Source organism: Companilactobacillus sp. y65-5 (assembly GCF_057541095.1).
Genome location: NZ_BAAJOA010000009.1, coordinates 88914 through 103358, shown reverse-complemented (window position 1 = coordinate 103358; position 14445 = coordinate 88914). Strand labels below are relative to the sequence as shown.

Here is a 14445-nt window from a genome sequence, read left to right as displayed (position 1 = left end):
TTTTTAATATTATTTAAGTTCTTTCTGCCACTTATACAACAAGTTAATAGCATCGATCGGCGTAACACTCATCAAATCTTGACTTTGTAATTCATCCATCACTTTTTTCTCACCCTTATTCAGCTTAGCCTTTGGCTTAGTGTCTAATTCAGGGAAGAGTGACAGTTGAGCGTCAGTCGGTTCGCTGATCATATCAGAATCTTTCACAGTCTCTACTACTTTTGGTTCTGATTTTTCGACTGGCACTGCATCTACCTTGATACCCTTAGGTGCAGTATCTTCTAGACTACTCAAAATCGTATCAGCTCTGCTCAAAACTTCATCCGGTAATCCAGCCAATTTTGCTACATGAATACCATATGACTTATCCGCAGGACCGGGTAAAACCTTGTGCAAAAATACTAACGTACCGTTCTCTTCTGATGCATCAACGTGGACATTTTTGACGCCGGGAAGTTGACCTTCTAACTCTGTCAATTCATGGTAATGAGTTGAGAACATCGTCATAGCTTGAACGTTCTTATCAATATATTCGATGATAGCCTGAGCTAACGCCATCCCATCATAGGTTGCCGTTCCACGTCCAATTTCATCGAAAATTATCAGGCTGTTTTTGGTTGCATTCTTCAAAGCATCATTAGCTTCACGCATTTCTACCATAAAGGTACTGTCACCAGATATCAAATCATCAGCTGCTCCGATCCTCGTAAAAATGTGATCAAAGAGTGGCATCTCAGCTGACTCAGCTGGGACAAAACATCCAATCTGTGCCATGATAACTGTCAGTGCCATCTGACGCATGTAAGTACTCTTACCCGACATGTTAGGTCCAGTTATCAACAGGATATCGGTATCATTGTCAAAATTGACATCGTTCGGGATATAACTATTATTGCTCAAGACTTTTTCCACAACCGGATGACGTCCATTGACTATTTTTAACTGATGACCGTCAACAAAACTAGGCACAACATAATGGTAGGTTTCGCTAACTACCGCGAAGCTCTGCAAGACGTCGAGCTGTGACAAAACATTTGCTAAAGCTTGAAGCCGCCTAATTTGTTCCTTAACAGCTTTTCTAATATCAGCGAACAATTGATGTTCTAGGGCTTGAGATTTGTCTTCAGCCTCTAAAATCAACGTTTCTTTTTCTTTTAGTTCTGGCGTGATATATCTTTCAGCGTTAGTCAGAGTCTGTTTTCTTTGATAGCGTCCTTCTGGGACTTTGTCGATATTAGACTTAGTCACTTCAATGTAATAGCCAAAAACTTTGTTGTAACCAATCTTCAAATTACTGATGCCAGTTACTTCTTGTTCCTGAGCACGTAATTCGGCTATCCATTTTTTTCCATTCTTCGATGCATCAGTATACTTATCCAGCTGCTGATTGTAACCTTCCTTTATCAAACCACCATTGGTCGTGGATATCGGTGGTTCATCTACGATTGCTTCATCAATCAACTTACGGACATCATTGACATCGTCGATCTGTTCAATATAAGCATCTAGGTCATAGTCTCCTATGTCGAGTAGGATTTGTTTTATTTTTGGTACTTGCTCAAGTGAGGTCTTTAACTGAATCAAGTCTCGACCATTGACGGTTCCGTATGCCACACGACCTGCCAAACGTTCCAAGTCATAGACTTTAGTTAAATAATCTTGAAATGAGGAACGTTGAAAATAGTTGTCGAGGAATACTTGCACAATGTGTTGACGTTTTTCTAATTCAACTTGATTGAGCAATGGTCTTGCTAACCACTGCTTCAATAAACGTCCACCCATAGCTGTCTTAGTCTCATCCAATAACCACAGTAAAGTTCCAGATTTTTTATTCGTACGCAGATTCTTGAACAGCTCTAAATTGCTCTGAGCTGTATGATCCATAGCTAAATAAGCAGTTGTCTTATATGTTTCAGCAGCCTTCAAATGGTCTAACGAACGCATTTGGGTTTCGATCAAATAACTGATCAGCGTTTTTACCGTACTGACTTGTAGATCTTCAGTCACATGACTGTAATCAAATGCAAAATTATCATCTAGCTTACTGATAGTAGAAACCAAAACACCGATTTTTTTGATTGGGTCTAAATACTTCTGTGGAAAACTACTGTCAACGACCGTCTCTTTGGTGTTTAAGTTTTGTAATTCATTGATCAAGTCCATTGAACTATCGACTGATGTTACTTTCACCTCACCTGTCGATAAGTCAGCATACGCTAGACCGAAACGGTTATTTTGACGATTGATGGCAGTAATATAATTATTATCGGTCGCTTGATTGGCTGATTCATCCATGATCGTACCGGGAGTTACTACTCGAGTAATTCCTCGTTTGACCATCCCTTGTGCTAATTTTGGATCCTCTAATTGATCACAAATAGCGACTTTATAGCCTTTATCCACAAGTGTATCAATATATCCTTGGATAGCATGATGAGGAACGCCACACATTGGAATATCCTCATCGGCTTTTTTGTTTCTCGAAGTCAATGTCAATTCAAGGATTTGCGAACCCTTAATTGCATCGTCATAGAACATCTCATAGAAGTCACCAACACGGTATAACAAAAAAGCATCTGGATATTCTTCTTTCATATCCAGATATTGCTGCATCATTGGTGTCTCTTTAGTTTTTTGTGGCATAAATTCCCTCCACTTGATTATTAATTTAGAATGTTAAAAAGCTCTGATTATCAGGACTTATTACGTAATTTTTGATACTGCGTGCATAATTTGTTTGATCATTTACGTCGATCACACAAAAACCGATCTGCATCCGTCCATCTTCATCCACATCGAATTTTGTAGGTCGTTGCGTGAGAAAACGTGTAATTATCGGTTCATCTTTTACTCCCAAGATCCCATCATATGAACCCGTCATCCCGACGTCAGTTAAGTATGCCGTCTGCTTATTAAAGACTCGTGCGTCATTAGTCTGAACATGGGTGTGTGTACCGATCACAGCAGCCACCCTACCGGTCAAATACTTGGCGACAGCGATTTTTTCACTAGTGGTTTCAGCGTGAAAATCAACGAATTTGACTGCATCTTGATCGAGAGTTGGTAAGAGCTTATCAAATGCTAAGAAAGGATTATCTAATGGCTGCATCAAGGCCGTACCTTGCATATTGATGATATAGACTTTCTTTTGATTGACTTTTTTTTCAATTATTCCACGTCCGGGGACGTTATCTCCCGAAAAGTTAAACGGACGCAAAATATTCTTCTTAGGATCATCTATAAAATCTAACACTTCTCGTTTATCCCAAATATGATTACCACCAGTAACGACATCAGCTCCAGCAACTTGAATCCTTTGATAGTCGTCAACTTTGATACCTTTACCACCATTGGCGTTCTCACCATTAACGATGGTCAACTGTGGTTTAACCTTCTGCTTAATCTTTGGCAAATAATTTTCAATAGTCTTGAGACCAACATTGCCAACAACATCTCCAACGAAAAGTATTTTCATTATCTAAAATTCCCCCATCTTTACCTATGATATTGTATCAATATTGTTAAGAATTAAAAAGCGAGTGTGCTCACAATAAATAAAAAGCGAGAATACAACAAACTGGGTTTGTCATACTCTCGCGATATTAATCTTTGACAGTTGCTAAGAGTGAATCAGGATCGAAATCTCGTGCAAATTCAGATAGATGAACTAAGTTACGCAAAAACTCATGCGTACTAGCTTCATAATGATATTTAACTCCTAACTCATAAATATATCCGTTGATGTAATCCACTTCCGTTGGTCGACCTTTGGACATATCCTGATACATGGATGGGTAATGTAATGGCATGGCTTTGGTAGCTGCTACTTGAATCGTCTCCCACTCTTGCTCACGAGTGTTGAGTAATTTTATCCCTGCTCGTTCGCATACGTCGAAGGCTTCGTTGATCAATTGTTTGCTCAAAGCCTCAGTTGTAGGGGCCTGAATAAATTCACCCATCTTGATGCCGAACATAGTACACAATGTGTTGCAGACTGAATTCAAAATAACTTTGGCCATCAACGTACCTTGGAAGTTGGTCGTTAAATCTGGATTAAGATTAGCCTTAGTGAAATCTTCTACGATCTGATGTGTAGTTTCATCTGGTGTTTCATTTTGATTAACGATCTTCATACTTCCAGAACCAGCTGGTCCCATAAAGTCAACATCGCCGGGGCCGTTCAAGACCGTGGCAATCATTGCCGTTCCACTGATGACTTTATCAGTATCGAAGTAATTGTCTAATTTTTCAATGTGTCCCATACCATTCATCGGGGCAACAACGTATTGCTCCTTAGTAAACAAATGACTGGCACGTTTCAAAGCGTCAGCTAATTGCATTTGTTTCACGAATACGATCCAAACATCGGGATTACCTGAATATTCTTCTGGAGAGTAAATATTAATCGGCACCAGGTGTTTGTCTTTTCCATCTCTTGAAACAAAAACGCCATTTTGTTCCTTGACCTTGTTAATTTGTGTATCCCAAATATCAACAAAATCAACATTGAATCCTGCTTCTTGTAATAAAACTCCATATCGTAAGCCCATGGCTCCTGCACCTAGTACTCCATAATTCATAAAACTTCGCCTCCAATATTATATTGTTACATAATATTAGTCTTTTTTTAATTAATGTCAACGTAGTTTAATAAAATAGTTATACAAGGTGTCTTCATCGAGTTATATTATTAGAATAATTGTATTATTGGTACAACGATTATTGGAATCAATAATGACGGGAGTAGATTAAGGACACTGATTTTTTTAATCTCTAACAACCCTAATCCTGAAGCTAAAATCAAGATCCCACCGACGATGGTTAATTCGTTGATCATACTAGTATTGATGGCACCTTGTAGGAAAAATGCAATGGCATAGATACTACCTTGCCAAACGAATACAGCGATCGCTGCGAGAGCTATCCCTAGCCCAAAAGTCGATGCCAAAACGATCGAAGTGATGCCATCTAACATCCCATTAGTAAACAAGAAAGTGTAATCTTTCTTCAAGGCAGCTTCGATCGGTCCTAAGATCGACAGCGAACCAATACAATACAGCAAAATCGCAGTTGCTAATCCCTCTGCTAAGTTACCTCCTGAAAATTTACCGACTAAGTGGTCGAAGTGAGCCTGTAAGTTCACCCACTGGCCGAATAAACCGCCCACTGCCAAACTGACAATGAATAAGACTGGGTATTTACTGGAAGGCATATGCTGAACTACTGCATTTACTCCAATCACCATTGCAGCTAGACCCAATCCCTGCGTCAAAATTTTTTGATATTCTGGTTTGATGCCCTTGTGCAGAAATCTTCCAATGATACTTCCTACCAGAATCATTATTACGTTGAATATTGTTCCTATCATAATATTGTTATCCCTCACATAAAAAATTCAATAATTAAAATATAAACTCTCAAGTAACTAGAGGGTCAACCATCTATCGGACGGGAACACGGATTTCCGTAACATATTTGGAATAATCGTTGGTAATACCATAATCTATCAGAGCTGTCTCCACTGCATTACCAATTATCGTCAGTAAGTGCTCTTCACAAAAACTGATCAATCGACGATAAGATTCAGCGGCATTATTGTGAGTCCCATGAAATCTGATCCGCAAGTAGGAACCAGCTGGTAACATGGCGGTGGCTTCACCTTCATCACCAGACTCCAAAATCAACAATATACCGCTGTATTGAGTAAATTTATTAGCCATCAAATTATCTCGGCTCATGGTCAGGGCAATTTTACCTAAAAAAATCGATTGGTCTAAGTCATATTGTCTGCGCATCGTCGTTAATGGCAGTTCAATATCTTCACTCAATTGATAATCTTGTCGCAAATATATCACTGGTATTTTTGGGAGATTGACTAATTCCACTTGATCCAGTACTGCTTGTTCGGCACTTTCAACTTGTGTCAGTCTGGTATTGATTCGCTTATTGACCGATTGCAACACCCGAATCTGTTCGTTAACCCGTGACTGCTGCTCTCGTAAAATATTCTCCAGAGTAGATATATCTCTAGCATCAAAAAATTTTTTGATCGATTCAATCGATAAGTTCAAGGCACGAAAATACTTGATGACGTTCAATCGTTCAAATTGTTCCGTCGAATAATAGCGATAGTGAGTTTTGGCGTCCACTTTGGCCGGCTTCAATAAACCAACTTCGTCATAGTAACGCAGTGTGGGGATCTTAATATTAAACAATTTTGATAACTGTCCTATCGTGAACAATTGATTCATAGCTATTACCTCACTTTGAACTTAATTTTAGCATACAAAAAAATGACCACTCCCATGTTGGTATAGGGATGGTCATTTTTATATTCAAGTTATTGTCTAAGTAACTCTTTTAGTAGTTTGTTTAAGTTTTTTTGAAGCTTGGAACTTTGTTCTGTAAAGCTAGATTACATCATACCGCCCATACCGCCGGCTGCTGGGTTTGCGCCTGCAGCTGGTTGAGCATCTTTTGGTTCAGGTTTGTCAGCAACGACTGCTTCAGTTGTCAACAACAATGCAGCAACACTGGCAGCATTTTGTAGAGCTGAACGTGTAACCTTAGTTGGGTCGATGATTCCGGCGTCAACCATGTTTTCCCACTTGTTAGTAGCAGCGTTGTAACCAACTTCATTGTCTTGTTGCTTCAAGTGTTCAACGATTACTGAACCTTCAAGACCAGCGTTTTCAGCGATTTGACGAACTGGTTCTTCAAGAGCTCTAACTACGATGTTGATACCAGTTTGTACATCGCCTTCACCCTTAACAGCCTTAACTGATTCGATAACATTCATAAGTGCTGTACCACCACCGGCAACGTAACCTTCTTCAACGGCAGCACGTGTAGCATTGAGAGCATCTTCGATTCTGTACTTACGTTCTTTCAATTCTGTTTCAGTAGCAGCACCGACTTTGACAACAGCAACACCACCAGCAAGTTTAGCAAGACGTTCTTGCAACTTGTCACGATCAAAGTCTGAAGTTGTTTCAGCAACTTGCTTCTTGATTGTTTCAACACGTTCGTTGATAGCATCCTTGTCGCCTGCTCCTTCAACGATCGTAGTGCTGTCCTTTGTAACTGTAACTTTACCAGCTTGACCTAATTGATCCATTGTTGTGTCTTTTAGTTCAAGTCCAAGATCTGAAGTAATCACTGTACCACCAGTTAATGTGGCGATATCTTGTAATTGTTCCTTACGACGATCACCGAAGCCAGGTGCCTTAACAGCAACAACATTGAATGTTCCACGAATCTTGTTCAAAACAAGTGTTGGTAATGCTTCACCATCAATATCATCAGCTACGATCAACAATGACTTACCTTGTTGAACGATTTGTTGTAATAGTGGCAAGATATCTTGAATATTTGAAATCTTCTTATCTGTCAACAATAAGTATGGATTGTCTAAGTCTGCTTCCATCTTGTCGTTATCAGTAACCATGTATTGTGAAATATATCCACGATCGAATTGCATACCTTCAACAACATCAAGTGTTGTATCAATACCCTTTGATTCTTCGATAGTAATAACACCATCATTACCAACTTTTTCCATAGCGTCAGCGATCAATTTACCAGTTTCTTCACTAGTTGATGAAACTGAGGCTACTTGAGCGATATCTGACTTACCAGCAACCTTGTGTGAAATCTTATGTAATTCATCTACAGCAGCTGCAGTAGCCTTTTCGATACCTGTTCTGATACCAACTGGGTTAGCACCAGCAGTAACGTTCTTCATACCTTCTTTGATGATTGCTTGAGCCAAGACAGTAGCAGTAGTAGTACCATCACCAGCGATATCATTTGTCTTTGAAGCAACTTCAGAAACAAGTTTTGCTCCCATATTTTCGAAATGATCTTCTAGCTCAATACTCTTAGCAATAGTAACACCATCATTTGTGATCTCCGGTGAACCATAACTCTTTTCAAGAACAACGTTTCTACCTTTAGGTCCGATAGTTGTCTTAACTGTGTCAGCTAGTTTATTAACACCATCTAGCATTCTTGAACGTGCATCTTCTGAAAACTTAATTTCTTTTGCCATACTTTTACACTCCAATAAATTTTGTTTTTTTAACTTCTCATTTAGTTTCTATTATTTTTCAACAATTGCCATAACGTCTTTTTCGTGTAAGATTAAATAATCAGTGTCATCAAACTTAACATTTGAGCCAGCATACTTATCAAAAAGTACTTTGTCGCCAACCTTGATGTGCATTGGTAATGTCTTTCCATCTTCTGTTATTGAGCCTTCACCCACAGCAACAACCTCAGCTGTTTGTGGCTTTTCTTTAGCGTTGTTTGCAAGAACAATGCCACCTACTGTCTTCTCTTCTTCTTTATCGACTGTTACAATAACTCTGTCTCCAAGTGGTTTTAACAATTTGAATGCCTCCGATGATTAATATTTATTTTAAATTTAGCACTCCATGTTCTGTTGTGCTAATCACATGTTTTATATTAACATTTTATTGTGAACATGCAAGTATTTACCTTTAGAAAAAACGGGAGAAATTATGAAATATTCAACAAATCAATTTTTAACACTCGCCACATACGTAGTCCTGCTCTTTATTGGATCGTTCTTGTCACTAATCAAGCTAACCGGTTCAGCCTATTTTATTATTTTGACTTTGGCAGCAATTTTGGCTACGGGAACTATGATTTTTTTAACTCAAAAAAGTTCTCCAAACGAACTAGAAGAACCTACCGACTTGAATCACAAGTTACAGTGGATCATCGTCGGTACGGTCGGAGCCTTGATCATCCAATTAGGCATTGGCTTCGTTGATCAGCAGCTCTTCCATGCATCGACAGATTCAGCTAATACGCTACAAATGCTGACGCTGATTCACGCCTATCCATATTACTTAGCCTACGTCCTCATCTGTGCACCGATCATGGAGGAAATAATTTTTAGACGTGTCTTTTTCTCCAACCTGATCAAGCCGACTAATATTTATTGGGCAGCATTGATCTCTGCGCTCTTCTTCGCCTTCATGCATCAAGATACTAGATTCTTAGTCTACGTCGCCATGGGATTATGGTTCTCGTTTATTTATTACAAGTCAAAAAATATTTACGTTAGTGCCGGGAGTCATCTTGTGATGAATACCTTAGTAGTTATGATCAGCATGAGATAAAAAAATAGTGAAAACCTCATTAAAGAGATTTTCACTATTTTTTTTACATTCCGCGCTTATATTCAGAAACGTATTTTTGCCGCTTATCGTCATCGAATTCATTTTCACTCTTAGCGATAATAATCGTAGCGAGTGAATTACCAACAACGTTAACTGCGGTACGTCCCATATCGACTAGACGGTCGATACCAGCGATAAATGTTAATCCTTGCATAGGAACACCGATCGTCGATACAGTGGCCAAGAGAACGACAAATGAAGCTCCTGGAACACCTGCCATACCTTTTGAAGTTAGCATCAAGACAACTATCAACGTGATCTGTTGACCGATCGATAAGTTGATATGATATGCCTGTGCCAAGAACAAGGCTGCCAACGACTGATAAATAGCTGAACCATCAAGGTTGAACGTATAGCCAGTAGGGATAACAAATGAAACGATACCCTTACTTGCTCCATATTTTTGCATCTTATCCATCATCTTAGGTAGAGCGGCCTCAGAACTGGCAGTGGTGAATGCTAGCACAAATTCGTTCTCGATGATTCTAAATAATTCAAAGAAATCTACATGGAATAGTCTACCGACAAAATACATGATGACGAAAACGAAGAATGCCATAGTTGCATAAGCAATAATGATAAACAATGCTAACGGCTTCAGAGAATCGAATCCCATCTCAGCGACTGTTACACCGATTAACGCACAGACACCGATCGGAGCCGTACGCATGACCCAATTCGTTACTTTAAACATTACATTAGCGACAGCATTCAGTAAGTCAGTGATTATTTTACCTTCCTTACCGAGTGATGCCGTTCCTAAACCGAATAAAACTGAGAAGAAGATGACTGGTAACATGTCACCTTTACCCATTGCCGCAAAAATATTAGTTGGGATGATACTCATCAAGACTGACCAGATACCTGAGTGCTTTGCGGCGGTGGCAGAGGCAGTATACTGTGAAATGCTTGAACCCTTCAATTCATGGATGTTGATATAAGATCCCGGATGCGTGATATTAGCAACGACAATACCAATAATAATAGCCAAAGTAGTCATAACTTCAAAGTACACCAAAGTCTTCAAACCGATACGGCCTAATTTTCTGATATCACCCATATTGGCGATACCAACCGTCAAACATGAAATAACAATAGGCAAGACGATCATTTGGATCAGCGAGATGAACATCGTTCCGATGTTTTGCATGACTGTTATAGCGCCCTTGTTGTGATAGAAAATCTGTCCTAGAACTATACCTAGAATTAGACCGATAATGATTTGCCAGCCTAGACTAAGCCGAAAAAACTTTTGCTTTTGCAATTTAATGCCCCCTTAAAACGTCGGTTTTTATTATAGCAGACTTTTGTAAATTTAATCATATTAAAATAATATTAATAATTTTCGATAAATTAATTTAAATATAAATATAATCACATCAGAAAAACCACCAACTAAATAAAATTATATTTATTTTAGACAATAAAAGCACCTCGCTATTTACGAATAAGGTAAATAGCGAGGTGCTCTGTATTTTATTAATCTTCACCAGATTCTGAAGCGATAATATCTAGATCTCCGCTGATATTCCATGAATCAACTGTCGCAGGTACGATCAAATGATCGCCCTTCTTCAAGTCGTAGTCAGTGCCATCAACAGAGATTTGACCTGCTCCATTGAGAACTGAAACCAACGTATACTTACCAATGTCATGTTGCAATGTCACTGGTTCTTTTATTTCCCAACGGTAAACTGAGAAGTAGGGTGATATTGGTGGCTTAACGAAAGTAGTAAATTTATTTTCACCATCTGTTTTGCTTTGAATATCTAGTTTTGGATCTTCATTAGGTACTGTGATAGTATCCTCTGACTGTTTGATATGTAATTCACGTTTCTTGCCTGTGCTCTTTTCTACACGATCATAGTCGTACAAACGATAAGTCGTATCGGAGCTTTGTTGTGTCTCAAGTACCATGATGCCTTTATTTAAGGCATGGACAGTCCCGCTCGGTACATAGTAGAATTCACCCGGCTTAACAGGAACTTTTCTCAATAAGTGATCCCAGTCGCCTGACTCGATCATTTGGTCTAGTTCTTCTCTGGTTTTTGCATGATGTCCATAGACTAAATATGAATTAGGTTCAGCGTCGATGATATACCAGCACTCAGTCTTACCTAATTCGTGTTCATGTTTCCAAGCATATTCATTGTCTGGGTGCACTTGAACAGAAAGACTAGCGTTGGCATCTAGGATTTTTGTGAGCAAAGGAAAAACTCTTCCCTTGGGATTGCCAAATAATTCTGAATGACTGTTCCACAAATCCTCCACAGATTGACCTGCAAATTCACCGTTCTTCACTTCAGAGCGACCATGAGGATGGCCGGAGATGGCCCAACACTCACCAATATCACCATCAGGGATGTCATAGCCGAATTGAGTTTCTAAACGACGTCCGCCCCAAATCTTATTATGAAAAACCGGTTTTAAAAATAATGGTTCACTCATGCAAATACCCTCCAATTTTGTATTGCCTCTATTGATCCTCGCTCTGTTCTTCCTCTAGTGACTTATCACGATCTAAGAAGAAAATCAGCGTTTGCAATTCGTTCGCTAAATCAACATAGTGAACACGAATCGAGTTAGGAACATTAATGATCACAGGTGTGAAGTTAAGAATTCCCTTAACTCCTGCCTCTGTCAATAAATCAGCTGTTGTTTGTGCTGCATTAGATGATACAGTTAGAATGCAGACGTCGATTTGTTGCAAGTTGAGCTGTTCCTTCAATTCATTGACATGATAAACAGGCACACCGCTCTTAACAGTGCCGACGATTGATTCATCAATATCAAAAGCTGCGGCAATTCTCACATTATTAGTACGAGAAAAGTTATAATTTAATAAGGCATTACCCAAATTACCAACGCCGACTAAGGCAACGTTGGTTCTCTTATCTTGATTCAAGAGTTTTTTGAAGAAAGCTACTAGTTCATTAACATCGTAGCCGTAGCCTCTCTTACCGAGTGCACCTAGATATGAAAAGTCACGTCTAATAGTTGCACTGTCAATTTTTACACCTTCAGATAGTTCACCTGAAGAGATTTTTTTGGTACCTTCATCCTTTAGGAATTGGAAGTATCGATAATAAATTGGTAAACGCTTAATAGTTGCGTTTGGTACTGTTGTTTTTGTCATATTTATCCCACCGTTATGTGCGTAGTTTCACTAACTATAATAGTAATTAATATTAACAAAAAACGCAACAGCTTACGGCTAGAAAAGGCAGAAAATTCTAATTAATGATAAAATTGTGAATATACAAAGGAGTTTATTAACTTGATTTTATTACAAGCCCAAAGCATAACCAAAAATTTCGGAACGAAAAAACTTTTTTCTAACGTAAGTTTTGAAGTTCAAGATAACAGTAGAATCGGACTCGTTGGTCGTAATGGTGTTGGTAAATCAACACTATTGAAGATTATTTCCGATCAAGAAAATTATAACAGTGGCAACATTGCCCTAAAAAAAGACACAAATATTGGTTACCTAGCTCAAGATTCAGGATTGAATAGTGACAATAAAATTTTTGATGAGATGGAACAAGTATTTGAATATCTCAAAAAGCAAGAAAAACAAATGCACGAGCTAGAAACTAGATTAGCCGATAACTCGGTCAGTGATTATGACCAGATCTTAAAACAATATGATCAACTCCAAAATACTTTTAGACAAGAGAATGGATACGGATACCAATCCGAAATCAGAAGTGTTCTCAAAGGTTTTGGCTTTGAGGAAGAAGTCTGGCAAGAAAAAATATCTACGCTATCTGGTGGAGAACGTTCACGACTAGCAATGGCAAAGATGTTGCTAGAACATCATGATATATTGCTACTTGATGAACCAACTAACCACTTGGATATTGATACTGTGGAGTGGTTAGAAGGATATCTGAAGAACTATCGTGGAGCCTTAGTCATCATCTCCCATGATCAGTATTTCTTGGACAAAGTCGTGACAGAGATTGTTGAGATCAATCATCATTCCTCAATCCACTACTCTGGTAACTATACTTTTTATTTGAAAGAAAAGAAAAAGAACCAAGAAGTAGAATGGAAACATTATGAAGAACAACAAGCTGAGATCAAAAAGACTGAGGAATATATCCAGAAAAATATTGTCCGTGCTTCAACCACCAAGATGGCCCAAAGTCGCCGTAAGAAGTTGGAAAAAATGGAAATTATGGATCGCCCCGGTTCTGATCAAGGTTCGGTTCACTTCTCATTTCAGATCGACAAGGAAAGTGGTAATGATGTCCTATTGATCAAGGACGCCGCCATCGGATATGAAAAAGATCAAGTTATGTCTGAACCAATAAATTTGGATGTCAAAAAAGGTGAACGGGTTGGTATCATCGGACCTAACGGTATCGGTAAGTCTACCTTGCTCAAAACCATTCTCGGTCAGATACCGATATTAAAGGGAACTTATCAGTTTGGCGCCAATGTTCAAATCGGATATTACGATCAGAACTTAAATAATCTCGATCCACAAAAAGATGTCTTGCATGAAATCTGGGATCACTATCCCCTATTGGATGAGCAAGTAATCCGCAATACTTTAGGTTCTTTCTTATTCAGTGGTGATGACGTTTTGAAACCCGTTGCCGGATTATCTGGGGGAGAAAAGGCCCGATTGACTTTGACCAAATTATCAATGGAACACGACAACTTTCTAGTAATGGACGAACCGACTAACCACTTGGATATCGACAGTAAGGAAGTCTTGGAAGACGCTCTGAGTACTTTTGCCGGAACAGTCTTATTCGTATCACATGACCGTTACCTATTGAATACACTTGCCGATAGAGTAATCGATATCGGCTCCAGTGGAAGTACGACTTATCTCGGTGATTATGACTACTATCTCGAGAAGACTACTGAGAAGCAAGAAGCAACTGATGAGGTCAAAGAAAGTAATACTGTCAGTGAAAAGAAGGTTAAGTATCAACAATCCAAGGAACAACAAAAACAAGAACGTAAGTTAAAACGTCAAGTTGAAGAATTGGAAAATCAAATTTCTGAGTTAGATAAGCGTAATGAACAGATTCAATTGGAAATGGCTAAAGAAGAGAACTTGTCATCGTATACTAAACTAGCCGACTTTCAAAAAGAACTCGAAGAAAATAAGTCACAACAAAGTAGTTTAGAGGATGACTGGACTGAATTATCGATGGAACTTGAGGACATGCAATAGTATTTTAATTGCTATGTCATAATATTTTTGATACTCTGAAAT

General features: G+C 38.7%; 12 protein-coding genes. 2 read left to right on the top strand and 10 right to left on the bottom strand.

Translation table 11 applies throughout. The features are described from left to right. Positions 1 to 9: 9 nt before the first annotated feature. From mutS to groES, 7 genes are all read right to left on the bottom strand, one after another. The gene (gene mutS / locus AC27FM_RS12355) at positions 10 to 2643 is read right to left on the bottom strand and encodes a DNA mismatch repair protein MutS (RefSeq protein ID WP_487088755.1); all 2634 of its coding nucleotides are present in this window, start codon (positions 2641 to 2643) and stop codon (positions 10 to 12) included. Positions 2644 to 2668: 25 nt separating this feature from the next. Continuing rightward, positions 2669 to 3475 (bottom strand): TIGR00282 family metallophosphoesterase, encoded by an 807-nt coding sequence (locus AC27FM_RS12350; protein ID WP_487088753.1) that lies wholly within the window; start codon positions 3473 to 3475, stop codon positions 2669 to 2671. Between the two features lie 127 nt (positions 3476 to 3602). Then, the gene (locus AC27FM_RS12345; protein WP_487088751.1) at positions 3603 to 4580 is read right to left on the bottom strand and encodes a ketopantoate reductase family protein; all 978 of its coding nucleotides are present in this window, start codon (positions 4578 to 4580) and stop codon (positions 3603 to 3605) included. A 110-nt stretch (positions 4581 to 4690) separates the two neighbouring features. Next, positions 4691 to 5368, bottom strand: a complete 678-nt coding sequence (locus tag AC27FM_RS12340) for a DUF554 domain-containing protein (protein WP_487088749.1) — start codon at positions 5366 to 5368, stop codon at positions 4691 to 4693. 73 nt (positions 5369 to 5441) lie between these two features. Continuing rightward, positions 5442 to 6251, bottom strand: a complete 810-nt coding sequence (locus AC27FM_RS12335) for a MerR family transcriptional regulator (RefSeq protein WP_487088747.1) — start codon at positions 6249 to 6251, stop codon at positions 5442 to 5444. A gap of 164 nt (positions 6252 to 6415) precedes the next feature. Next, entirely contained in the window at positions 6416 to 8050 is a 1635-nt protein-coding gene (gene groL / locus AC27FM_RS12330; protein WP_487088745.1) for a chaperonin GroEL, read from the bottom strand. Between the two features lie 51 nt (positions 8051 to 8101). After that, a complete protein-coding gene (groES, locus tag AC27FM_RS12325; RefSeq protein ID WP_487088743.1) occupies positions 8102 to 8389 on the bottom strand; it encodes a co-chaperone GroES in 288 nt (95 codons plus the stop codon). A 133-nt stretch (positions 8390 to 8522) separates the two neighbouring features. Here groES and AC27FM_RS12320 point away from each other — a divergent pair, with 133 nt between their 5' ends. Next, positions 8523 to 9149 carry a CPBP family intramembrane glutamic endopeptidase gene (locus AC27FM_RS12320; RefSeq protein WP_487088741.1) on the top strand — a complete coding sequence of 209 codons (627 nt, stop codon included), beginning with the start codon at positions 8523 to 8525 and terminating at the stop codon, positions 9147 to 9149. 43 nt (positions 9150 to 9192) lie between these two features. On the opposite strand, the gene AC27FM_RS12315 is transcribed toward AC27FM_RS12320, so the two are convergent. The 3 genes from AC27FM_RS12315 to AC27FM_RS12305 form a co-directional block, all read right to left on the bottom strand. Then, positions 9193 to 10473, bottom strand: a complete 1281-nt coding sequence (locus AC27FM_RS12315; RefSeq protein WP_487088739.1) for a cation:dicarboxylate symporter family transporter — start codon at positions 10471 to 10473, stop codon at positions 9193 to 9195. Positions 10474 to 10688: 215 nt separating this feature from the next. Then, positions 10689 to 11657, bottom strand: a complete 969-nt coding sequence (gene manA / locus AC27FM_RS12310; protein WP_487088737.1) for a mannose-6-phosphate isomerase, class I — start codon at positions 11655 to 11657, stop codon at positions 10689 to 10691. A gap of 28 nt (positions 11658 to 11685) precedes the next feature. Then, the gene (locus AC27FM_RS12305) at positions 11686 to 12345 is read right to left on the bottom strand and encodes a redox-sensing transcriptional repressor Rex (RefSeq protein WP_487088735.1); all 660 of its coding nucleotides are present in this window, start codon (positions 12343 to 12345) and stop codon (positions 11686 to 11688) included. A 141-nt stretch (positions 12346 to 12486) separates the two neighbouring features. On the opposite strand from AC27FM_RS12305, the gene AC27FM_RS12300 reads away from it, so the two are divergent. Continuing rightward, entirely contained in the window at positions 12487 to 14403 is a 1917-nt protein-coding gene (locus AC27FM_RS12300; protein ID WP_487088733.1) for an ABC-F family ATP-binding cassette domain-containing protein, read from the top strand. Positions 14404 to 14445 lie beyond the last annotated feature (42 nt).